Raw genomic sequence first — 23360 nt, 5'->3', positions numbered from 1 at the left:
CGATCTGATCCTTGGGATCGTGATTGTCCTGTTCAGCCTTCTACTTCTTTTCTGGATCATCCCGGCCCAGGTGAATGACGCGGGGGGGATTGCCAAGTTGTTGTTCTTGGATTTTAAAGTTCTGATGTTCGGTCGATCACGTCACCATTTCGGCGGTGTAGTCGGCCCAGAGGCTGAACGCGTCGTGACGAGCGTGGCGGTATGATGTTGCGGTGAGTTTGTAACGGCGGGGACGAAAGATCAGGTTGATCGGGTCATGTGCGGTCAGGAATCTCTGTGCTTGCCGGTGAGATTTGAACCGCCCGAGTATCTTCTCTCGCTTTCGTGTCAGCCTGTGAGACCCTTCAATTGCGTTATTCAATCGCTTGTGAGCGCGGTGGTCAGCGTCCGGCGCCAGCGTTTTGATCGGCTTGATGTAGCTGCGTAATTTATCCGTGATCACGACCCTCGGCGCGCCGAACTGAACTACCAGCCTTTTGAAAAACCTCTTTGCTGCCTTTCCACTTCTGCGCGTTTGCACAAGTATATCGAGAACCTCGCCGTTCGCGTCCATTGCGCGCCACAGCCAGTGCTTCTTGCCGCGGATCGGAACAACGACTTCGTCGAGATGCCATTTGTCGTTGGGACGAGGGCGATCACGCCGGATGCAGTTCGCGAAATGGCGACCAAACCGATTGACCCACAACCGGACGGCTTCCCGGCTGACAATCACGCCCCGCTCAGCCAGCAAGTCTTCAACGTCAGCCGTGCTCAGCGCGAAGCGGTGGTACGCCCAAACAGCGTAAGCGATGATCTCGCGAGGGTAGCGGAAGCCCTTAAGGCGAGGCAAACTGGTCGGAATTCTCATACCGCTAAAATAGCCCGGTCATGTCTGACGAACAAGTTGGCAATGCCGTCAGTTGTCCTTCGGTCACGCCACCCGCGGGCGCAAGTACCAGTACCAGAAGCGGTAGCCCTCCAGCAGGCCGAGCGGGACAAAATGCACCAGTGCAGGGCCGAGACCACCCCAGTCGTGCAGCGTTGCCCAGTGTAGCAGTGTCAGGACAGCGGCGGCATAGGTCGTGCGCTGCAGCGTTTTCCAGGTGCGGCCCATCTTTCGAACAAGGTAGTCCGAAGAGGTCACGGCCAGCGGCACGAAGATCAGGAAAGCGATCCAGCCGGTCCAGATGTAGAATTTCGGCAGGTCGGCGATCACCTTCTGCGCGCTGCCAAGGTCGACGAGATACAGCACCGTATGCGCCAGCGCGTAGAAAAAGGCCGCGACGCCAAAGTAGCGGCGGTTTTTCTTCAGCCAGCGCGGGCCGCGCCAGCCCTTGAACACCAGCGCCAGCGGCGAGGCCAGCATGGCGATGATCATGAAGCGCGCGCCGAATTCGCCGGTCGGGTGCAGCGCCGCGTGGATGGCAGCACCGGTGGCCTCGGCATCCGCCGCGCCCAGGATGCTTGCAAGGATGCCGAGGCCCGGCAGCGCCATCAGCGCCCAGAGCCAGTAGGGAGAAAATCGTGACAGCATGTCTGTTGCCTTTCTTGGATTGGTCGCGGCGGCGACCCCATAGACGGGTTGGTGGTGATACGCTGCAGCGCAGGAGTTCCGTCGCGCTCAGGCGCGGAGCGAGGAAAAATAATCTTCCCAAGATTGGTGCGGGCAACCGGTGACCTTTGCAAAGTCACCCGGCCGGTCATAGGCACCTTGGCGAATGCCCTCGTAGATGCCGCCGATGATCGGGCCGATGAAATCGCCCAGCTCGGTGCTGCGGTCGGCGACGAAATCTTCGGAGGTCATCTCGCGGTAGGTCAGGTCGGTGCCGAAAGTGCGGTTCAGGTAGCCTGCCAGTCTTCCTTGCGTGATCGGCGTGCCGTTCAAGTCATAGGTCCCGCCGTTCAGATCGTCGCGCGTCAGCAGAGCGGCATAGGCATGGGCAAGTTCCGACCGCGTGGTGTAGCCGCATTTGCCGGTTCCTGCGCTGTTGGCGATCTCACCGCGGGCCTTGTAGCTGTCGATGTATTCGACATCGGGCTCAATATAGATGCCGTTGCGCCCAATGGCCCAGTCCAGACCACTGGCGCGAATGTCCGCCTCGGTCTGCCGATTGCTTTGCACCACCGGCGAAAAGCGCGTGTCCTGTTCGGAGCCGATAATGCTGGTGTAGACCAGCTTCTGCACACCTGCGGCGCGGGCGGCGTCGATCACGTTGCGGTGCTGCTGGATGCGGTCCTCGGGTGGGGCCATGCCCGAGACGATCACCAGCGCGTTGACCCCCTCCAGCGAGGCTTTCAATTGATCCGGTTGATCGTAGTCGCCCGGGCGTACCTCGACACCAAGATCGGTGACCTTGGCGGGCGTGCGGGCCAGCCCGATGACGGGCGCGCCGCCCGGCATGTCAATCAGTTTGCGGGCGATCTCATGGCCAAGCTGGCCCGAAACGGCGGTAACGGCATAGGTCGTCATGGTCTGTCCTCTATCCGAAGCGATGGGCAAAGCCGCCAGAACCGACGGCTTTGCCAAGGGTATGCAGATCAACCGTGGTAGGCTTGACTGACGGCAAAGCTGTCCTCGAACCAGTGCCACAGCACTACTTGGCCATCGCGGACCTTAGCCCGCAGGGCAAAGGTGAATTCGCCGATTTCCTTGCCTGAATGGGGCGTGATGCCGTTCATCTTGCCAAAGACGGCAACCGTGTCACCCGAGGCGAAGGCGTCGGTGTTTTCCCACTTGGTCGTCTGAAGGTTCTCGGAAAACACGCCGAGGAATTCAAAGATATTCTCTTTCCCTTCCGCGCCACCGATCCACGGCAGGCTTTCGTCGCCTTCGTTGTGCCACACCATGTCGTCGGCCATCAGCGCGCTCATCTTTTCCATGTCGCCCGATCCCATCGCGCCCATAAAGGCCATGACGGTGTCAAAGCTGGCTTGTGTCTGGTCGTCCATTGTCTGTGCTCCTGCGTGTTGTGCGAGAATTGTGGCGAGCGCTGCGCCAATCGAGGTTTTCAAAAGTGTTCTGCGGTTCATGTCGTGCTCCTTGAGGGGCGGGGTGATCAAAATTTGCCAGCTTCGTTGTGCGGGGCGTCCGGGCCGGGCATGGGGGCAATGACGTCCCAGTGCTCCACAATCAGCCCGTCCTCGACGCGAAAGAGGTCGTAGAAGGCAGTCGGTTCACCGCCGAGGGCGCCCTCGGACAGGGTCAGCACGAAGTTGCCTTCGCCGATCACCTGATTGACCTGGGTGTAATCCATGCTGATGCCCTGTTCGGCCATCTGCGCCATGAAGGCACCAAAGCCTTCCAGCCCGTCAGCGACCATCGGGTTGTGCTGAATGTAAGTAACCGGGCTGATGTAGTCGGTGATATTCACCTCGGCATGTTCGATCAGGGATTTGGTGATGAATTCTTCGACCAGCGCCTTGTTGGCCTCGGTCTTATCCAAGTCAGTGATTTCAGTCGCGCCGTCGATCTGGGTGCGGCCCGAGGGGTTCGGTGCGGCCTCGGGAATCAGGTTGTCCCAATGCTCGGCGATCTTGCCGTCCTCGACGCGGAAGACGTCAAAAGCGATCATCGCTGTTTCGCCAAAGCCCTCATAGCGGGCATGAACGGCCACGATGTCATCATCCGCGATTACGCGGACGTAGTCCGCCTTGAAGGTGCCGCTGCCTGCGAGAAAGCCGACGACGCCTTTTTGCGCTTCGATGCCGCTGGCGAACATCTCGTTGTGCTGGATGATGTCTTCGGAAAAATACTGGTCAACGGCTTCGACATCGCCCGCCAGCAGCGTGTTTTCCAGCGCTTCGAGAACAAAGGCCTTGTTCTCCGCACTGTCGGCTTGCGCCGCAAACGGCAGAGTGGCGACGATCGACGCTGAGGCAAGAAGTTGGGTCAGTTTCATTGTGGTCTCCTCGGGGTGTTTGGACATGCCCTCTCTGTTCGCGCTCCGGGGTGGGGCGTGTTCGGGCGTGTCCTGGAATGGAAAGAGTTTGGGCCGACGTCAGGCCCCGGTGGATTCGGCCCGGCTCCAGGTCAGGTCCGGGTTTTCGCGGAATGCGAAGCGTTCAAGGTGGTTGGTGATCACCTCAATCGTCTTGTCGAGTTCGGGCGTGTCCGCGGCGATGGCGGTCAGGCGCAGGCCATCGGTGTCGGCGCGCAGATCGCACTGTCCAAAGGGCAGTTCGATGTGGCCCGCTCCGGGCTCGAAAGAGACCGGAACCTTGTGGCCGAAATGCTTGCACAGCGTGCCCAGATAGCGTTCGGCGTTTTCCGTCTTGAAGAATGTGCTCGCGTTCATGTCGATGCTCCGTCGTGTTGCAAAGAACATCTATCCCTACCGCATTGATCCGGGTATTGCTTGTTTTCGGAAGTCATAATTCGGGTCAGCGGAACAATGATCGAGCATCTGCGCCATATGGCGATCTTTGCAAGAGTCGTCGACGAGGGGTCGTTCCGTGCCGCGGCCAAGGCGATCGGCCTTGCGCCATCCCGCATCAGTGAGACTGTGTCGGACCTGGAGGATTTCCTTGGCGTGACATTGCTGTATCGCACCACACGCAAAATCGCCCTGACCAACGAGGGGCGTATGTTCTATGCCCGCGCGGCCGAGATGCTGCGCAGCGCGGAGACCGGGTTGAACGAATTGAACGCCCTGTCGCTGGAACCGGTGGGCGCGCTGCGGGTGTCCATGCCGGCTTTCATGTCCTCGTCCACGCTGGCCACGGCCATAGCGGAATTTGTGCGCCGCCACCCGCAGGTCGCGCTGTCGGTCAGTTTCACTGATGGCCGCACCGATCTGCTGGAGGATGGGTATGACGTGAACATCCGGGCCGGATGGCTGGATGACAGTTCGATGATGTCGCGCAAGCTTGGCGAGAGCGCCCGCGCCTTGGTTGCGGGGGCGGGCTATGCCGCCGCCCGACCGCGCCCGTTGCATCCCTCAGAGCTGGAGGACTGGGACTGGCTCCGTTACAAACACCGGTCCGAATACACCACGCTGACCGGACCAGGGGGCGACACGGTCAAGGTGCTGGGCCAGGCTCGCCTGGAGGCTGACACCATCGATGCACTTTATCATTTCACCTGCCAGAACCTTGGCGCGACGGTCCTGCCCGAACATCTTGCCGCCCGGGGTGAGGCCGAGGGAAGGCTGGTGCGCCTCCTGCCAGATTGGCGGTTGATACCGCTGGGGATCTTCGCGGTCTGGCCGGACACATCAAGACGCGAGAGCCTAACACGGATATTCGTGCGCTTCGTCGTCGATTGGCAGGCAGGCGTGTCGCCCCAATCAACAGGCATTTGACTCCCAAAGCGATCAAACCCGCATCAGCATTGCGCAACCGATACAAGGAGTTTGGATGAAACGGCATCAGCGTTCACCTCGTTCTTGGCCAAATCTTGCCTCCTCCCATTGAAAGCTTGCCGAACATTCCAGACCTTGGCGCATCGTGCAGCAAAATTCCGCTTCCTGCCGGTTGGTGTTGATGGACGCGAACGGCCCGAAGCATGCGTAATTGGGCTGCCCTCTGTTCTGAGGTCGAGCTCCCGATAGGATCACAGCATAGCTGTGAACAAGGGAGATAGATGATGGAATACTATGCTGGTTTAGATGTGTCGCTGCGGTCGTGTGCGGTTTGTATCGTCGATACCAAAGGGGCGGTGCTGTTGGAGCGGGAACTGCTTTGTGAGGTCAAAGAAATCGCAGAGTGCCTTGCCGTTTTTCCATATCCGATTGAACGGGTCGGCTTCGAAGCAGGCACCATGAGTCAGCATTTGTACTTCGGCCTCAAGGCAGAAGGTCTTGACGTTGTATGCATGGAAGCGCGTCAAGTGAACGCCGCGCTGTCGGCCATGCGCAACAAGACGGATAAGAACGATGCGCGTGGTATTGCGCAAATCCTGCGCACTGGCTGGTTCAGCCCAGTCCACATGAAGAGCCGTGAAGCCCATGGTGTTCGGGCATTGCTTAGTACTCGCAAAGCGCTGCTGAACAAAACGATTGATCTTGCCAATGAGGTACGGGGGCTGCTGAAGATCTTCGGGATCCGCCTGCCCAAGACTGTGAAGCATGGCAGCTTTGACGGCATCGTCAGACCTATGATCGAAATGGACGATGTTCTGGCACATGCGCTGGTGCCACTCCTTGATGCGCGGCTCGTGTTGTATCAGCACTTTCTGGAACTTGACTGGCGGGTCAAACGCGCGGCAAGCCACGATGACGTATGCATGCGCATGATGACTGTGCCGGGTGTCGGCCCTATTGCCGCTTTGACCTTCAAGGCTGCTGTCGATGATCCCGCTCGCTTCAAGCGCTCCCGCATGGTTGCCGCGCATTTTGGACTGACACCGCGACGATATCAGTCGGGTGAACACGACAATCCTGGCCGCATATCGAAGGCAGGCGACCGAGATGTCCGTGCAACGCTCTACGCAGCGGCCAATGCGCTTCTGATGCGCACGATGGCCGGGTCGCAGATCAAATCCTGGGGCATGAGGCTGATCCGCACCAAAGGCCGCCGTCGTGCTGTCGTTGCTGTCGCCCGCAAACTCGCCGTTTTGCTCCACCGGATGTGGGCAGATGGCACAGAATTCCGTCTGGCACAGGTGGAGGGCACAGCATGATCTGATACGCCAACCACCTAACCTGACGGGGTCGTCCCTCACCGGACGAGGTCTGTGGAAGAAGCCGAAAATGGCTGCTGCGCACCTTGAAGAGCGTCTCCAAGCAAGGCTCTCCACTGCCGATCCGACATATGCGTGCAGCGGTGCTATCGCGGCATCAACAAGACTGCGAAGAGAAGCGTGACCCGGATGAGCGACAATGACCCAAAATAAACAAGGAAAACGAGCTTGACCCAGAAACCCAATTAGTGAAGCTGCCACTCACAGTGCTTCTATGATGCGGCGCTCGCAGCCCGCATCGCCGACATTCGTTGTAATATGGCGATCAAGAGGTCAGCGTAGTCAAAGGTTGCAGGACAAATCGGCATTTTGCAAATGTTGCCGCGCAGGCCGGGAAGGGCTTTCAACATCGCGCTAGGCCCCCTTGCGCTGTGCGTCGCGCACCAACGCGGCAAGGCGATAGAACCCGTGGGCCATTTTCGTGTAGGGCGTCAGAAGGAAAAACGCGAGGACCGAGCCCAGATGCAGGGCCAGTATGACCGGCATCAAAGTCGTTGCGCCAAGCCCATAAAGAGCAAGCCCGCTGAATCCGACGAAGCCTAGGAGCGCGATGAACCCGAACTCACCGCTTCGCGCAGCCTTGGCTCCAAGTTCAGGATCAGCCTTGAGTTTGAGATGGAACAGCCAGATAGCGCCGAAAGTCATCATCAGGCCACCAGGGATCCCCAACAACTTGGGCAGCGAAAACAGGCCGTAGGGGGCAGGCAGGTCGAAGACGTAGTGCAAAATGGTCCCAGACGAGGTGCTGGCGAAGCACAGCAGGAACCCATAAAGCACAAGTTGGTGCGCAGTACGACGGGCCTGGGTGAAGCGATCCTCGTCCTCAAAATTGCAGCCGTCGCCATGGCCGCCCGCAAGGTTGCGCATGTTGGCAACTGCTCCGAAGGCCTGCTTGATATGGTTGAACGTGACGGGTTTCCCGTCGACGGTTGACCAGTAACGCCGCAGACTAACGACGAGACTAGCCAGTGGGAACAGGAAGGCAGGTGCAAATATGGCGACCATCAGATTGTGCGACATGACCGCATAGAATCCTTCGCCTTCCCTCAGCCCGATCCATTTGGCCAAAGCGAATAGCACTGCAAAACAAAGCGTTGCTGCAATGGCGACGGCCATGCCGTTCTTTTGGAACTGGCGCGCGACCACGCTTGGATAGGCCAATTCCTCCCAGCTGTCGTGTCGAACCTCCGCCAATGCGGCAGGTAAGTTCAAGTCAAACTCGTGCGGGGCCGTGTATTGGCAGGCATAGTAGCACCCCCGGCAGTTGTGACAGAGGTTGGCGAGCTGCGTGATGTCCCCATCAGAAAACGCGCGATTGGCGTGGAGTGACGGGAAGACGGAACAATAGCCTTCGCAATAGCGGCAGGCGTTGCAAATCTCCGCCTGACGGCGGGCTTCTTGAATCAGATCAGTTTGCATATTTTGCCGCCTCTTTCCCTGCGATACGCCCGAAGACGGTGCCGATGGTCATGCCGAAACCGGCCAAGTAGCCTTTTCCCAGGATCGATCCGGCCATGGTTTCGCCCGCAGCCCAAAGATTGCGGACAGGGAGGTTGCCCATGCTGCACTGCGCAGCATCATCCACCTTCAACCCCAGATATGTGAAGGTCACTCCGGTGCGCAGGGAGTAGCCATAGAACGGGGCCTGTGTGATCGGCCGCGCCCAGTTTGTTTTTGGCGGAGTCAGACCAGAGGTTGAGACCCCATCAAGGTCGGTCGGGTGAAAACCCGTCGTGTCGCCGCAGGCTGCATTGAATGTATCGACCGTGTCGCGCAGCCCGTCCGCTGGCAGGCCCATCTTTTGTGCCAGCTCTTCGATCGTGTCCGCTTTGATTGGTGGAAAGACCGAGGGCATGAACAATTCCAGCGACTTTGCATCGATGATGACATAGCCCACCTGATCGGGCTGTGTGGCGACGAGGCGACCCCAGATCGCATAACGTTTGGGCCAGATATCCTCGCCCTCGTCATAGAACCGCTCTGCATTCTTATTCACGACAATGGAAAATGGGACGCAATCGAGCCGTGTGACAATTCCCCCGTCGAACTTGGGCGCCCGCCCGTCGATGGCCACGGCGTGACATTGCGTCGGGTCGCCCACCTGTTCCACGCCCTGTTCCAGCAGATCCGCCAAAACAACGCCGCGATTGTAAGGCGTACCACGAATGAGGAAGTTCTTTGCCGCTGGCCCCCATGCCCGCGCAAGCCAGTCCATGTCTGCCTGAAACCCGCCGGATGCGACAACCACGGCCTTCGGCGCAAGCCGATGCGTCTGTTCGCCTTGAACATAGTCTAGGTAGACAACCTTGCCATCTTCCACTTCTAGGTGGGTGACCTTTGCGTCGTACTCGACATCGACACCCAGCTTGGCGGCGGTGCGGTAATAGGCATTCACCAACCCCTTGCCGCCGCCCAAGAAAAAGGCGTTGGTCCGCGCGAGCGACAAGGTGCCCGACAGGGACGGCTGAAACCGGACGCCGTGAGATTCCATCCAGGGCAGGCATTCTTCGGAACGGCGAATGGCCATCCGCGCAAGCCCCTCATGGGTCTTGCCATCCGTGACTTTCATGAGATCGGCAAAGTATTCCTCTTCGCTATAGCTTTCGATCAGCGGCCCTAGTGGCCCTGAATGCATGCAACGAAAGTTACGGGTATGGCGTGAATTGCCGCCTCGATAGGCTTTGGGTGCCGCCTCAAGGATCAAGACCTTCGCACCATCCTCTGCGGCGGTCATCGCAGCGCAAAGGGCCGCGTTTCCGCCCCCAATCACGACAATGTCGTAGAGATTATTCATGCCCGGTCTCCTTCAAGTGCGAACATATTCGGTCTGGTTTTATTTGACTAATGATCAAGTTTGTCTAATTATTGCATTATGCGCATCAATTACGATTTCAATGACCTAGAAGCGTTCTTGGCCGTAAAGGAGACGGGTTCTTTCCATCTTGCCGCTGACAAACTGAACCTGTCGCAATCCGCGATAACCCGACGCATCAAAAAACTGGAAGAGGCGCTGGACTCCCAACTGTTCGAGCGCACAACCCGTGCCGTCAAACCGACCCTTGCGGCAAAGCGTTTGCAGGCACGTGCAGAGGCCATATTGGATAGCGCCAGGGAAACGGCCCATGCAATGCGAGACGAAAGCGCGGTTTTCGGCTACCAGACAAATGCAATTGTCACTGTCGGGATCATACCCAGTGTTGCCGCCGCCTTGCTTCCCACAGCGTTGCGGCGTTTCCGTGCCGCCGGTCATACCGCGCGCATAAGGTTGCTGGATGGTAACGCCAACGAGGTCGCCGAGGCCGTCTCCGGCGGCGAAGCTGACTTCGGGATATCCTCGCTCCCCATGCTTGAACCTTCCACCACCTTCGAGGCCCTGTTCGATGATCGGATCGGTCTGGCCATGCCGCCGTCTCATCGTCTTGCGGCGAAAAACGCGATCCTTTGGAGTGACCTTGCGGGCGAGGAATTGATCGTCCCTGTGCGTGGCACGGGTAATCGACTGCTGATTGATGAAGCGATGGCGCAAAGCCGGCAACCTATCGCATGGACGTTTGAGGTGGGGCGCTCGACCACTGCGTTGGAAATGGTAAGCGAAGGCGTTGGCGTGGCTATCCTCCCCCAATCAACGGCATCCTACGCAGTTGTCCGTTCCGTCATCATGCGCCCCATGATCGACCCAAGCATCGCTCGGCCCGTCGGTTTGCTGACCCGAACAGGACAACGAGAGACCAAAACGGCCATGTCTCTCAAGCGAACCATTTTGGAAACGACCAAGCAGGTCGCCACCCGGATGATGCAGCAAGATTGAGTAGATGAGGCCGTAAAGATCCGAAGCGGACATCTGCAGGTCGGAGTTTCGAACCCGCAGCGAATGTCGGCAATCCGCCCTTGGTGCTACCGGTCGGAAGCGGCCCAGAGCCGCCGTCTATCAATGGTCAAGAATGCTGCGGTGCGGCCAGAGATTGCGGCCTTTAGCAGCGCTCGTGTAGTCTCTTGTGCAACAGGAAGGTTAGCAAAAAATCGTTTAGATAGGCTGACCTTCGTCGCTTGCAGAAGCAATGACTTTAGCCGTGAAATATCTCTTCTGCAGTCCGCGACGTGTGGGCTATCGGCCTATGTCGCTCTGATGCCGGCGGATTGGCTGGCGCTATTATGGTCGCAGGGCACAGGCACTGTACGGTGCCGGGATGCCGGTACGTCAGCCAGACAGCGGCCCTCGCGCGATAATGGACTGGGCCCGGGTCACCAGCGGCAAATCGATCATCTGGCCATCGAGCTTCGTCACGCCTTGCCCCTTTCTGGCGGCGGTCTCGGCGGCCTCTACAACTCGTCGCGCCCATCCAAGCTCGGCCTCGGTAGGCGAAAAGACGTCGTTGAGAACCGCCACCTGGGCCGGATGTACCGCGTAGCCACCAGTGGACCCGATGGCGCGGGCGTATGTGGCAGCGGCCCGCAAGCCATCGATGTCACGAAAATCGGACATGCCTGCGGCGACGGCGAAAGAGGCGACCGATGCCGCCCGCGCGGCCTGGTTGACCTGTTGAACAGCGGGCCTCAGAACATCCGGCGTGGCGGCGACGCCCATCGACGTTGCATAGTCCTCGACACCAAGCCGCGTCATATCGACAACGCGCAGCCCGGTGAGCGGACCTTTGGCATCAGGTGTGTAAGGGGTCTTCATGGAATTCCTTTCCATTAGCCGTCGGACAGGCGGTTACGATCGCGGATCAGCAGCCACGCCACGAACGGCGACGCGGCAAACAGGACCAGCGCGAATGGATGATCGAGGATGGCAGCGGGGTTGCGGCTGAGCAGGATCACGGATTGACGGATCGAGAGTTCGATCATCGGGCCGAGCACGAGCCCGATGATGAAGCAAACGATGGAGATCTCGAGCTTCAGCATGAAGAAGCCCAGCACCGCGAAGGCCAGCATGACGCCGACGGCGAAGAATCCGCCCTGGCTCACGTAAATACCTACGACACAGAGCAACAGCACGATGGGATAGATGACGAAGGGTGGGACCTTCACAATCAGCGCAAACGCACGAAGCCCCAGGGATCCGATGATCAGCACCATGACATTGGCCATGATCATCGCCGCAAAAAGCCCGTAAACCAGCGACGTATCGCGCTGAAAGATCAGAGGCCCGGGCGTGACACCATGGATCAGGAAGGCACCGACCAATAGGGCGGCGGTAAGGTTGCCGGGGATACCCAACGTTAAAAGCGGGATCAGGTTCGCGCCTGAGACAGCAGAATTGGCGCTTTCGGTTGCGGCAATGCCCTCGGTCGCGCCGGTGCCGAGTTTCTCAGGCGCTGTCGAGAACCGCTTGGTGGCGGCGTAGCTGAGAAAGGCAGCGAGCGTTGTGCCAAGCCCCGGCAGTGCGCCGATGGCCGTTCCGATACCCGCCCCACGCAGGACAGTGCGTCTCAGGTTCAGGAATTCACCAAAAGTCAGGCGATCATCCCCCTCACTGTTGGCAACGGCCCTGCTGGCATCGGGGCGGTAGCGACGGCCCTCCTGCAGCCTCAGAATGATTTCGGGTACAGCGAGAACGCCGATGGCAACGGCCGCGAGGGGAAGGCCATCAAAGAGGTCGACCTGTCCGAAGGTAAAGCGCGGCGCAGCGGTTTCCGGGTCCACCCCAACTGTGGCAAGAAAGGCGCCAAGCGCCGCGGCAAATATTCCCTTGGTCAGCGAGCGGCCCGACAGCGAAGCGATCAGCGTGAGCGAAATCACCAGGATTGCTGCAAGTTCGACCGGTCCTGCCCGAAGGGCAAAAACTGCAAGCGTGGGCGCCAGCAGGATCAGCACAAGGTCAGAGCAACTGTCCCCCGCGACGGAGGAATAGAGCGCGGTCTGCAGGGCCTTGCGCGGTTTGCCGCCCTTGGCGAGCGGATGTCCGTCAAGGGTCGTCGCGGCAGAGTGCGGCTCACCCGGCGTGTTGAGCAGGATGGCCCCGATTGCGCCGCCGAAGCCACCCCCCTTCATCACGCCCACCAACATGCCGATCGCCGCGAGCGGCGCCATCGTGAATGTCAGCGGGATGGCCACCGCGATGGCCATAGGGGCATTCAGCCCAGGCACCGCGCCAATCACGATCCCAATCATGACGCCGAGCACGACCGACAGAAACGTCGTCAGCGACAGCGCGTCGAGCATGGCTGCAAAAATGATATCCATGTCTTGTGTCCTGTCAGGGCAAAGGCAGTTCCAGGCCCCACCAGAACCCGGCATGGCATTGCTAACTTGTTCGTCAGACATGACCGGGCTATTTTAGCGGTATGAGAATTCCGACCAGTTTGCCTCGCCTTAAGGGCTTCCGCTACCCTCGCGAGATCATCGCTTACGCTGTTTGGGCGTACCACCGCTTCGCGCTGAGCACGGCTGACGTTGAAGACTTGCTGGCTGAGCGGGGCGTGATTGTCAGCCGGGAAGCCGTCCGGTTGTGGGTCAATCGGTTTGGTCGCCATTTCGCGAACTGCATCCGGCGTGATCGCCCTCGTCCCAACGACAAATGGCATCTCGACGAAGTCGTTGTTCCGATCCGCGGCAAGAAGCACTGGCTGTGGCGCGCAATGGGACGCGAACGGCGAGGTTCTCGATATACTTGTGCAAACGCGCAGAAGTGGAAAGGCAGCAAAGAGGTTTTTCAAAAGGCTGGTAGTTCAGTTCGGCGCGCCGAGGGTCGTGATCACGGATAAATTACGCAGCTACATCAAGCCGATCAAAACGCTGGCGCCGGACGCTGACCGCCACGCTCACAAGCGATTGAATAACGCAATTGAAGGGTCTCACAGGCTGACACGAAAGCGAGAGAAGATACTCGGGCGGTTCAAATCTCACCGGCAAGCACAGAGATTCCTGACCGCACATGACCCGATCAACCTGATCTTTCGTCCCCGCCGTTACAAACTCACCGCAACATCATACCGCCACGCTCGTCACGACGCGTTCAGCCTCTGGGCCGACTACACCGCCGAAATGGTGACGTGATCGACCGAACATCAGAACTTTAAAATCCAAGAACAACAACTTGGCAATCCCCGTCAAACGCCTTCTTCCTGAGTGGGGCCGCCGGTACTATTGCTTTGGTGCGGGATGAATCGGACAAGCGCTTTGCTCAAAATGGCAAAGTCGCACCAATGAGGTGATTTTCGCCATGAGTTTTCGCAATATCGCCGATCAGCCGTGTGGCTGATCGGTCGGTGGGGCGATTTCATAGCTTTTCGGTCATTTCCGGGACAGCGTCGAAGAGGTCTGCCACGAGGCCGAAGTCGGCGACTTGGAAGATCGGGGCTTCTTCGTCCTTGTTGATGGCGACGATGACCTTGGAGTCCTTCATGCCTGCCAGATGCTGGATCGCGCCCGAGATGCCGATTGCGATGTAAAGCTCTGGTGCGACGACTTTACCGGTCTGTCCGACCTGCCAGTCATTCGGCGCAAACCCGCTGTCTACCGCTGCGCGCGATGCGCCAACGGCGGCACCCAGCTTGTCTGCCAGCGCCTCGATCATCGCGAAGTTCTCTTCTGATCCGACACCGCGTCCGCCAGAGACCACGACACCGGCCGAGGTCAGTTCGGGACGGTCGCTTGCAGCGACCTTGTCCTCGATCCATTCGGACAGGCCGGTGTTTTCGGTTGCCGAGATCGTCTCGACCGGGGCGGCGGCCTGTTCATCGGCTGCGTCGAAGGTCGACGTGCGGAATGAAATCACCTTGGTCGCGTCCGAAGATTTGACCGTCTGGATCGCGTTGCCCGCATAGATGGGGCGTTCGAAAGTTGCGCCATCAACGACACCCGACACATCGGTCAACACCATGACATCCAGCAGGGCGGCGACGCGGGGCAGGATGTTTTTCGCATCCGTCGTTGCAGGTGCCACGATATGTTCATAATCGCCTGCAAGGCTGACGATCAGCGCTGCGGTCGCTTCCGCCAGACGGTGGCCAAGGCCTGCATCCTCTGCGCACAGCACCTTGGAAACACCGTCGATCTTGGCCGCTGCTTCTGCTGCGGCTGCGGCAGTTGCGCCGACACAAAGCGCGGTCACATCGCCAAGCGATTTGGCGGCTGCGACAGCCTTGGCGGTGGCGTCCAGCGCCAGTTCACCATTATTTACTTCGGCAAGGAGAAGAACAGCCATTACACAGCCCCCGCTTCTTTGAGTTTCGCGACAAGCTCGTCGACCGTGCCAACCTTGATGCCCGCGGCGCGTTCTGCCGGTTCGGAAGTCTTGACGACTTCCAGACGCGGAGAAACATCAACTCCGTAATCAGCGGCGGTCTTCTCGTCCATCGGCTTTTTCTTGGCCTTCATGATGTTGGGCAGCGACGCGTAGCGCGGCTCGTTCAGGCGGAGGTCAACGGTGACAATCGCGGGCATCTTGACCTTGATCGTCTGGAGGCCACCATCGACTTCGCGTGTCACGGTTGCCGCGTCGCCTTCGATGTCCAGCTTCGAGGCGAAGGTTGCCTGCGACCAGCCCAGCAGCGCCGAGACCATCTGGCCGGTGGCGTTCATGTCATTGTCGATCGCCTGCTTGCCACACAGCACGAGGCCGGGCTGCTCTTCTTCGACGATTTTTGCCAGGATCTTGGCAACGGCGAGCGGTTCGATATCGGTATGCACGTCATCGGCGGCAATCACCAGAATGGCCCGGTCCGCGCCCATCGCCAGCGCGGTGCGCAGCGTTTCCTGGCTTTGCTTGACGCCGATGCTGACCGCGACGATCTCGTATGCCTTGCCCTCTTCCTTGAGGCGGATCGCCTCCTCAACGGCAATCTCGTCGAACGGGTTCATCGACATCTTCACATTGGCAAGATCGACACCCGAACCGTCCGCTTTCACACGAACTTTCACGTTGTAGTCGATCACACGCTTGACCGGCACAAGGACTTTCATCGGCGTAACTCTCCTGAAAATTTGTTGAACAAGGACCGAGTTACAAAAGCCGAAACACTCGAAGGCTTCTTCAACTGCTCGAACTTGGGCAACACCCGGTCGGTTTTCTTTTGTTCAGCTCAGCCGTGGTTTGGCCAACGAGTATTATCGTTTCGACGGATACCGTTTTGTCGGACCTGGCTGCTTAGGCTGGTAAGGGGAACCATCCCCATGCTTGGAAACCAAGATGGGGACGATCCAGATCGCGTCTTACCGAAAATACCGGGCAACGCTGTTCTTGTTACTTCGCTTCCGGTGGAATCAGATCTTCAGGGATATCGATGCCCACTGACTTGTAGTATTTGTACGCGCCAATGTGCAGCGGTGCGTTCATTTGCGACAAGGCGTTTTCCGGCGTGATGACCTGCATCCACTGTGCGGCGGCGACCAGATCGTCACTGTTTTCGAAGATCGCCTTGGTGATGTTGTATCCATCTTCCTCGGACAGCCATTTGTTCGTGCTCAGCCCGACAATCGTGTTCACTAGGCGCACAGGTTTTTCGTTGACGAGGCCGCTGTATGAGCCCGGTGCGAGCAACGTGAACTCGCGACCCGGAACGTTAAAGGCCTTTTGGATGGCTTCGCTTTCCACCTTGTCATCCGGGATGCCGAGAACCCGGAATTTGCCAAGAGCCGACAACTGCTGAAGCTCCGCGCTCGGGACAGGGGCGGCGGTAAAATAGACGTCGATCTGGTGATCCTGAAAGGCCTGCTCGGCAGACGACCAGTCCACGCTGATGGCCTCGAAATCGGTGCCGACCTCGTAGCCGGTCACGCCAGTTATGATCTGTCCAATGGTCGCGCGGGCCGCGCCGGACGGTGGGCCGATGAAGACCTTTTTGCCTTTGATCTCTTCAAGCGACGTGATGCCTGAGTTTTCCCAAACGATAGCGTGATAGGCGCCAAACGGATAGTTCAAGATGCTGCGCAGGTTCCCAAACAATTCTGGCGCGTTTGGCATATCCTTGTACATGCGCGTTCCGTCCCGAAGAAAGCCGTTAACCGACACCGCCGACACGAACAGATCCAGCTGCTGATTTGCCGCTTCGACGGCTTGGCGGGTGGCTGGAGACCCTGTCGAGAGCTGGGTAGAGTAGCCGTGCTCTTCCTTCAGGATCTGCGTAACGGCAATCGAGAAGACGGTTGTGGGCGACGATTGACCGAGCGATGCCATGCGCAAAGACTTGCCCTGAGCGTGGGCGGCGCTGCCCAAGGTTAGGGCCGCCACGGCTAGGGCCAAAGCGCCGCTTTTGATATTTTGTTTGAACATGTTTAGGTCTCCTCCGGTGAATGTTCAGTGGTTTTTACAAACATCGCCGTCTCTGCGAGGCGTGGGCTTTTGTGAATGGCGAGAAGCCCGACAGCGGCAAGAATGCAAAGGTATTGCAGTTCCGGGATCTGGATGATCAGGCCGACGGCGAGCGCGATCCTGACCGCGCGGCCAAATAGGCTCAGGCGTTCGCTAGCATACCCGGCCGCTCCTGTGTTGAGCATCCAGATTGCGAGCGACAATGCGGTGCATACGCGGATGAAGCTGAGCAGGTCAAAGTCAAGGACAAGCAGCAGCGACGGTTCATAAATGAAGATGAATGGGATGATGAAGCCGACGATGGCCAATCTGACCGCCACGAAGGCTGTGCGCATTGGGTTCGAACCCGCGATGGGAGCTGCAGCGAATGCGCCGATGGCTACAGGCGGGGTGATCGCCGAGAGCACGCCAAAATAAAGGACGAACATATGAACCGCCAGCAGATCAGCGCCGAGATTGGTGACGACAGGTCCCAGCACCAGCACGATGATGATGTAGGCCGGCAGCGTCGGCATCCCCATCCCCAGCACAAGGCAGGCAAAGGCGGTGATGATCAGTGACCACAGGAGAGATTCCTCGCTCAGCGACGAGATCATCGAGGCAAAGCTGAGACCCACGCCCGTCAGGTTCATGACACCCAGGATGATACCGATACAACCGACCGCGACCAGGATCGAGGCACAGGCGATACCCGCCTTGACTGCAATGTCCCAATAAAGATTGAGGCTGGAACGGTTCTTCTTCCGGAACAGCCCTAGAGCCAGGGCGAGTGTTACGGCAACAAGGCCCGCCATCGTCGGCGAGCGCCCCAACAGCAGCACAATGATGATCGACACGATCGGCAGCAGGAATTGCAACGACGCGATGTAGTCGGCCCGGGTCAGCGTGATCCGCTCGCTTTCGGGAATCGGCTGAATACCGGCGGCGTTCGCATCGACCGACACCGCGGCGAATAGGGATCCATAGTAAAAGAGAGCGGGAACCAGTGCAGCGAGCGCAATGGTCGTGTATGGCTCGCCCGTCAGATCGGCCATCATGAATGCGGCAGCCCCCATGACCGGCGGCATGATCTGCCCGCCAGTTGAAGCAGCGGCTTCGATCCCGCCTGCTGTGGCAGCCGGGAACCCGCGCCGTTTTATCATCGGAATGGTAAAGCTGCCCGAGCCAACCACGTTGGCCGTGACGCTGCCCGACATCGAACCGAGCAACGCGCTTGCCACAACGGCTGAGTGGGCGGGTCCGCCTCGGGTTTTGCCGGTCAATGCGACAGACACTCGGATCAGCGTATCACTTGCCCCGGTGCCTTCAAGGACCACACCGAAGACGACGAAGATAAGCACGACCCGAATGACAACACTGGTCGGTGATCCGAAAACACCTTGGTAGCCGTACCAGATTGTATCCATTGCGCGGTCCAGGCTGATGCCAGGATGGTTCAGGAAACCCGGCAGGGAATTGCCAAAGAAGCAGTAGACCAAGGTCAGGATGGCGATTACGACAATCGGCAACCCGAAAAGCCGCCGGGTGGCTTCTAGCAGGACTGCGATTCCGCCGAGCGACAGCCAGAGATCGAAGCTGGAGAAGAAGTACAGCGTCTGCTCCATCAGATACGCAACCTGAGTGAAACGGATGCAGGAGGCGACGATCACGGCGATCATCAACCAGTCAAGCACCAGTCCGGCGGCCCTTACCGCGGAGGAATGGTGTTCGTATGGGTCAATCGTCGGCTTGGTAATAAGGACGATGACAATCGCGGCGCCCACCAGCATGTTAAGGCCATAGGCGATGTTCCATGGGCCAAAGTACGCCACATAGATCGACTGGATCGAGACAAAGGCCGCGATGATCCAAGCCATGTACAGGGCGATGTTTGTTATCGAAAGAGATCTTTGCATAGGTCGTCTACCATCTGCTTGGAATGTTTGGGTATCGGAAGTTGCACAACATTGTCGCTGGGGCCGTGAAAAGCGCTGCCTGCCGTGTTGGGGCGCTCACTGCCGAATCCCGGAACTGCGGTGACTACCTATCGTCAGATGATACATTTTTCCCTCCCGTTCGTTATATGCACAGATATATACTATGTGTTCAATATAATGCAACAAAAAACGCTGATGTTGTATTTTTTGACATTAAAGCCACGAGCCGCCTGCCTCACGCGCCCCTGAAACTTGGCTTTTGCTTTGACAGAAAGGCTTCTATTCCGGTCTGTCCGTCATCCGTGCGCATCATTTCAGCAATCGAGCGGGTTTCCTTGCCGAGCTGGGTCTCAAGGCTCTCGCTGTAGGCTGTATCAAGCAAACGCTTTGCGCCACCGAAGGCCCTCGTTGGACCTGATGCCAATTCGGTGGCGAGTTTGCGGGCGTCAGCAATCATCTGCCCAGATGCAACCACACGCGTAACCAAGCCCCACTTGCAAGCCTCCTGCGCACTGAGCACGCGATTGGTGAGGATCAATTCCTTGGCGCGCAGCAGGCCGATGTGTTTGGCGAGATAGTATGTCAGCGAGCCATCCGGTGAGAGACCGGAGGCTGTGTAGGCCGACACAAATCTGGCGTTTTCCGACGCCAGAACAATATCTGCCGCCAGCGCCATGGAAAAACCGGCGCCGCCAGCCGAACCGTTGACAGCGCTTATCAACGGAGCGTCCATATGTGCAAATCGCGAAATTGCCGCATGGACCATCGTGGCCATTCGCGTCACGTGTTCAGCTTTGTTCTTTGCGCGTGAGAATTCACTAAGATCGCCGCCGACATTGAAGGTTTTGCCTGTCCCGGTCAGAATGACCGCGCGCGCGCCTTCCGTCTCGCAGCGGCAGGCAGCATCGAACAATTCGTCGCACATCCGCGCATTCAACGCTGTGGCGCTGGCGTTTCGGGTCATGACGATCTCGGCCACGTCATTTTCCAGTGACCACAGAATTGTTTCGTAGGCCATGTATTAATTTCCTGCCTGTTGCTTCGAGAAATTGGGATCAAACACTGTGCCAACACCGTGCGACTTCCACTCGATAATTGACGTGAGTTTTGGGGCAGGCGCTTTCGGGCTAGCCGAATTGACTGCGGAATGGTGCTAGTCTCAGCGAGACTGGACGGTTAGTCTCGTCTAAAGAGCCCTTTGGCCCTCAACGCTTCGGCCACATGTGCCAAGCGAGGTCCGATGCTAGTTTCGAACTTGTCTTCGACAACACGATAGCTCGGCATGCCACAGGCCATTGCAACCAACAGGCCGTCCTCTGTTTTCCCCAACGGGGTCGCGGCTGCTACAATGCTGGATCGCCACTCACCGTAAGAAACGCAAAAACCCTCGTTCCTGCAGCGAGCGATGCCTTTGCGGGTTAGCTCTCGCGACTCGTCAGACACTTCCGTGTCCAGCCCGTCCAAATACTGCAATTTCGCGTTTAGCTCAGGCTCATCCAAGAGAGATAATAGCGCCCGACCTGTAGAGGACCGAAGCAGCGGTCCATTCAAACCGATTTCGGGGACGTGCGGGTACTGATCCTTTACACCAACTGTCTTGATCTGCACGAACTTGTCATCGGACATGATCGACAGCGTCATTGAACCACCGGTCAATTCGGCGACTTCTTCCATCACGTCGGTGGCTTCATGCCGCCAAGGCATCGCGGCCAACAGCGGATAAATGAGAGTCAACAAGTTGGGCGCCAGTCGAAACGTGCCATTGGCGTCGCGTCGCAAGTAGCCTACGTGCAAAAGAGTTTTGCAAAGGCGCGAGACCGCAGGTCTGTTCATGTCTAACCTGCGGGCCAGTTCAGCATTGCTGAGGGCGGCGTCTTTGTCAGTGAAGCATTGAAGCACCTCGAGACCACGTATCAACGTCGTCGAAAGGGTTGATGCTTCGGTCTGGCCCAATTTGCTTGTTCCCTGCTCGCATAGCGTCGCCTGAACGTCAGTATGTTCAATCATATGACGCCTCTCCTCTTCAAGTCGATCAACGACTCTTCGTCAAGCCCCATAAGCTCGCCGTACACCGCCTGGTTGTGCGCGCCCATGCCCTTGGCGGCCCAGCGAATTCGCCAGGGCTGTTACGGAAGCGGGGTACGAGGTTCTGCATCTTGACGGTGCCAAAATCGTCATCTGCGACCTCGGTGATGGCGTCTCGCGCAATGAAATGCGGATCTTCGAACATCTGGTCAATCGAATAGATGGGCGCAATGGTGCCGCTGGCGGCCCGGAAAGTAGCAACGACCTCGTCCTGCGTGTGCGCTCCGATCCAGCCGCCGAAAATGCGGTCCAGTTCGGCCGAGTTCTTTACGCGTGCGAGGTTTGTCGCAAAGCGTTCTTCCAGGATCAGTTCAGGTCGCCCGATTGCTGCGGCATTATTCTGAAAGATACGGTTGGTGCTGCCGGACAACGACACGTAACGTTTGTCACTTGTCATGTAGACACTCGCAGGCGCGGAGTATTGGTTGCGGTTTCCGCTTCTCTGATGCACTTGGCCGAGTTGATCATACTCGATAGCCAGAAACTCCAGAATCCGGAACGTCGCCTCGGTCAGCGAAACGTCGATCTCTTCGCCCTTTCCGTTGTTACGCTCACGGTTCAGAAGCGCGGTGACGGCCGCAAAGGCGCCGAACAGCCCCCCAATCGGGTCGCCCAGCGGATAGCCTGTGTGCATCGGCGGGCGATCTTCGTCTCCTGTTATATGTGTCAGGCCGCCCATAGCTTCGAAGATGCGCGCGAAGCCCGGCAACTTTGCGTATGGGCCGTCCTGACCGAACCCGCTTACTCTGAGCACGACAAGGCCGGGATTCGCCTCCCATAGCGTGTCGATATCGAGCCCCCATCGATCCAATGTGCCAGGCCTGAAGTTCTCTACGACCACATCCGCTTCGGCCACCATCTTCAGAAACAGCTCGCGCCCGTCTGGCTTGCGAAGGTCGAGAGTGGCGAAGTACTTGCCGCGATTCGTCACTTTCCACCAAAGCGGCTTGTCATCCTTCAGCGGAGGAAAGCCACGCAGGCCGTCGCCGATGCCGGGCAATTCGACCTTGATCACCTCAGCGCCAAAATCGGCCATCAAGGTCGCCGCCATGGGGCCGGCAATAACGGTAGAGATATCCAAGACACGGATTCCGGATAGCGGCCCTTTGCCTGAGTTTTTCAGCATGCTGCGAGCTCCTATAAAGCGGATGGCTTCGTAAAGTGTTTCATTATATATAACGAAACAAAAAAACATGTCAAATAGTGTTGCAAAGATAATAAATTGTTGTATCAGAAGTGGCAGGCACATAGTGAGGCAAAAAATGGATTTCAGTTTCACACCTGAGGAAAACAGCTTTCGCGAAGAGGTTCGCGCGTTCATGGCTGCAGAGTTGCCGCAAGACATCCGCGACACGCATTTCGGCTTTCGTCGGCATACGTGGGAGCAGATGTTTCGCTGGCACAAGATCGTCGCTAACAAAGGCTGGGTCGCGCCCTATTGGCCGGTTGAATACGGCGGCACGGGTTGGACGCCGGTCCAGCAGTACATTTTCGATGAAGAAGCGATGCTGGCCGGCGCGCCAAGGCTGCGGCCTTTCGGCCTGAAGATGATAGGGCCGGTTCTGATCCGCTATGGATCTGACGAACAGAAGGCACATTTCCTGCCGCGCATCTTGTCTGGCGAAGACTACTGGTGTCAGGGGTTCTCCGAGCCGGGGGCGGGGTCGGACCTGGCAAGCCTCAATACACGTGCGGTACGCGATGGTGATATCTACAAGGTGAACGGACAGAAAACGTGGACCACGACAGGTCAGCACGCGAACTGGATGTTTACGCTCGTTCGGACCGATCCCACTGCCGAAAAGCCACAGCAAGGCATCTCGCTTCTATTGATCGACATGAACCTGCCCGGGGTCGAAGTGCGCCCGATCATTACGATCGACGGCGATCACCATGTGAACGAAGTGTTTCTCAATGATGTCGAGGTGCCTGCCAGCATGCTCGTCGGTGAAGAGAACAAGGCTTGGACTTATGCGAAATTCCTGTTGGGGAATGAGCGTGTTGGCATCGCCAATGTCGGGCAGAACAAGGCGGAGCTGCGTCTGCTCCGCTTGCTTGCGCTGAAACGGCAGCGCAATGGCGGGCCACTGATCGAGGATCCGGTGTTCGCGGCGAAGCTTGCCGATCTGGAAACGGATTTCATGGCGTTGGAAATCACCAATCTTCGGATGCTTTCTTCCATCAAGCCGGGCGGGGATTCCGCCGAACTGGCACCGTTCCTGAAGCTGCGGGGCAGCGAAATTCAGCAGCGCACCAACGAACTGGCAATGGAAGCGGCAGGTCCGCGCGCGGCCGTTTGGGAAAAAGAAAATTCGGGCGACGCCGTTTTGGACCGCTATGGCACGCACGGTTGGTTGTTGTCGCGGGCGTTCACGATCTTCGGTGGTTCCAGCGAAGTGATGAAAAACATCGTCGCCAAACAAACACTCAGGCTTTGAAGGACCCG

The 23360-nt window shown here is 58.3% G+C and carries 21 protein-coding genes and 1 pseudogene; 5 read left to right on the top strand and 17 right to left on the bottom strand.

Annotation, left to right across the window (positions count from 1 at the left end; genetic code table 11):
* Positions 1-136: 136 nt before the first annotated feature.
* The 6 genes from AC0L4F_RS14340 to AC0L4F_RS14315 form a co-directional block, all read right to left on the bottom strand.
* Entirely contained in the window at positions 137-847 is a 711-nt protein-coding gene (locus AC0L4F_RS14340) for an IS6 family transposase (RefSeq protein WP_244689377.1), read from the bottom strand.
* 63 nt (positions 848-910) lie between these two features.
* Positions 911-1513 (bottom strand): protein-methionine-sulfoxide reductase heme-binding subunit MsrQ, encoded by a 603-nt coding sequence (locus AC0L4F_RS14335; protein WP_244689375.1) that lies wholly within the window; start codon positions 1511-1513, stop codon positions 911-913.
* Positions 1514-1600: 87 nt separating this feature from the next.
* The gene (locus AC0L4F_RS14330) at positions 1601-2449 is read right to left on the bottom strand and encodes an NAD(P)H-binding protein (RefSeq protein WP_244689373.1); all 849 of its coding nucleotides are present in this window, start codon (positions 2447-2449) and stop codon (positions 1601-1603) included.
* 68 nt (positions 2450-2517) lie between these two features.
* Positions 2518-3009, bottom strand: a complete 492-nt coding sequence (locus AC0L4F_RS14325) for a nuclear transport factor 2 family protein (RefSeq protein ID WP_244689371.1) — start codon at positions 3007-3009, stop codon at positions 2518-2520.
* Between the two features lie 26 nt (positions 3010-3035).
* The gene (locus tag AC0L4F_RS14320) at positions 3036-3878 is read right to left on the bottom strand and encodes a nuclear transport factor 2 family protein (protein ID WP_244689368.1); all 843 of its coding nucleotides are present in this window, start codon (positions 3876-3878) and stop codon (positions 3036-3038) included.
* Positions 3879-3977: 99 nt separating this feature from the next.
* Entirely contained in the window at positions 3978-4304 is a 327-nt protein-coding gene (locus AC0L4F_RS14315; RefSeq protein WP_244689366.1) for a DUF2218 domain-containing protein, read from the bottom strand.
* A 66-nt stretch (positions 4305-4370) separates the two neighbouring features.
* Between AC0L4F_RS14315 and AC0L4F_RS14310 the strand changes: the two genes are divergently transcribed.
* Positions 4371-5279 (top strand): LysR family transcriptional regulator, encoded by a 909-nt coding sequence (locus tag AC0L4F_RS14310; protein ID WP_244689364.1) that lies wholly within the window; start codon positions 4371-4373, stop codon positions 5277-5279.
* A 284-nt stretch (positions 5280-5563) separates the two neighbouring features.
* Positions 5564-6598: an IS110 family RNA-guided transposase gene (locus AC0L4F_RS14305; protein ID WP_244689733.1), complete on the top strand. Its 1035-nt coding sequence runs from the start codon at positions 5564-5566 to the stop codon at positions 6596-6598.
* A gap of 414 nt (positions 6599-7012) precedes the next feature.
* Here AC0L4F_RS14305 and tcuB read toward each other — a convergent pair whose 3' ends face one another.
* Together tcuB and tcuA are read right to left on the bottom strand one after the other, a co-directional pair.
* Positions 7013-8077 carry a tricarballylate utilization 4Fe-4S protein TcuB gene (gene tcuB, locus AC0L4F_RS14300; RefSeq protein ID WP_244689362.1) on the bottom strand — a complete coding sequence of 355 codons (1065 nt, stop codon included), beginning with the start codon at positions 8075-8077 and terminating at the stop codon, positions 7013-7015.
* Complete coding sequence (gene tcuA, locus AC0L4F_RS14295) at positions 8067-9452, bottom strand: FAD-dependent tricarballylate dehydrogenase TcuA (RefSeq protein ID WP_244689360.1); 1386 nt, start codon at positions 9450-9452, stop codon at positions 8067-8069. Before tcuA ends, tcuB begins: the two co-directional genes overlap by 11 nt.
* Before the next feature lie 78 nt (positions 9453-9530).
* Here tcuA and AC0L4F_RS14290 point away from each other — a divergent pair, with 78 nt between their 5' ends.
* Entirely contained in the window at positions 9531-10466 is a 936-nt protein-coding gene (locus tag AC0L4F_RS14290; RefSeq protein ID WP_244689358.1) for a LysR family transcriptional regulator, read from the top strand.
* Between the two features lie 390 nt (positions 10467-10856).
* Here the strand turns inward: AC0L4F_RS14290 and AC0L4F_RS14285 are convergent, their stop codons facing one another.
* Positions 10857-11339 (bottom strand): aldolase/citrate lyase family protein, encoded by a 483-nt coding sequence (locus AC0L4F_RS14285; RefSeq protein WP_244689355.1) that lies wholly within the window; start codon positions 11337-11339, stop codon positions 10857-10859.
* A 14-nt stretch (positions 11340-11353) separates the two neighbouring features.
* Positions 11354-12844 carry a tripartite tricarboxylate transporter permease gene (locus AC0L4F_RS14280; protein ID WP_244689353.1) on the bottom strand — a complete coding sequence of 497 codons (1491 nt, stop codon included), beginning with the start codon at positions 12842-12844 and terminating at the stop codon, positions 11354-11356.
* Positions 12845-12945: 101 nt separating this feature from the next.
* Between AC0L4F_RS14280 and AC0L4F_RS14275 the strand changes: the two are divergent.
* Positions 12946-13657: pseudogene (locus AC0L4F_RS14275) on the top strand (IS6 family transposase).
* Between the two features lie 223 nt (positions 13658-13880).
* Here AC0L4F_RS14275 and AC0L4F_RS14270 read toward each other — a convergent pair.
* The 7 genes from AC0L4F_RS14270 to AC0L4F_RS14240 all read right to left on the bottom strand — a co-directional run bounded on the left by AC0L4F_RS14270 (position 13881) and on the right by AC0L4F_RS14240 (position 22040).
* Positions 13881-14807, bottom strand: a complete 927-nt coding sequence (locus tag AC0L4F_RS14270) for an electron transfer flavoprotein subunit alpha/FixB family protein (protein ID WP_244689350.1) — start codon at positions 14805-14807, stop codon at positions 13881-13883.
* Positions 14807-15565 carry an electron transfer flavoprotein subunit beta/FixA family protein gene (locus AC0L4F_RS14265; protein WP_244689348.1) on the bottom strand — a complete coding sequence of 253 codons (759 nt, stop codon included), beginning with the start codon at positions 15563-15565 and terminating at the stop codon, positions 14807-14809. The genes AC0L4F_RS14270 and AC0L4F_RS14265 overlap by 1 nt, the downstream gene beginning before the upstream one ends.
* Positions 15566-15845: 280 nt before the next feature.
* On the bottom strand, positions 15846-16874 hold the full coding sequence (locus AC0L4F_RS14260) for a TAXI family TRAP transporter solute-binding subunit (protein ID WP_244689345.1): 1029 nt from the start codon (positions 16872-16874) through the stop codon (positions 15846-15848).
* Between the two features lie 2 nt (positions 16875-16876).
* The gene (locus AC0L4F_RS14255; RefSeq protein ID WP_244689343.1) at positions 16877-18769 is read right to left on the bottom strand and encodes a TRAP transporter permease; all 1893 of its coding nucleotides are present in this window, start codon (positions 18767-18769) and stop codon (positions 16877-16879) included.
* Between the two features lie 295 nt (positions 18770-19064).
* Positions 19065-19847: an enoyl-CoA hydratase/isomerase family protein gene (locus AC0L4F_RS14250; protein ID WP_244689341.1), complete on the bottom strand. Its 783-nt coding sequence runs from the start codon at positions 19845-19847 to the stop codon at positions 19065-19067.
* Between the two features lie 158 nt (positions 19848-20005).
* Positions 20006-20836: an IclR family transcriptional regulator gene (locus tag AC0L4F_RS14245; RefSeq protein ID WP_244689339.1), complete on the bottom strand. Its 831-nt coding sequence runs from the start codon at positions 20834-20836 to the stop codon at positions 20006-20008.
* Positions 20837-20861: 25 nt separating this feature from the next.
* Positions 20862-22040 carry a CaiB/BaiF CoA transferase family protein gene (locus AC0L4F_RS14240; RefSeq protein WP_244689337.1) on the bottom strand — a complete coding sequence of 393 codons (1179 nt, stop codon included), beginning with the start codon at positions 22038-22040 and terminating at the stop codon, positions 20862-20864.
* Between the two features lie 136 nt (positions 22041-22176).
* Between AC0L4F_RS14240 and AC0L4F_RS14235 the strand changes: the two genes are divergently transcribed.
* The gene (locus AC0L4F_RS14235; protein ID WP_244689335.1) at positions 22177-23352 is read left to right on the top strand and encodes an acyl-CoA dehydrogenase family protein; all 1176 of its coding nucleotides are present in this window, start codon (positions 22177-22179) and stop codon (positions 23350-23352) included.
* Positions 23353-23360: the final 8 nt, after the last annotated feature.

The organism is Marinovum sp. J2-8 (genome assembly GCF_055808435.1).
Note: the sequence above shows the minus strand (reverse complement) of the source record. Positions and strands in the feature narration are given on the sequence as shown.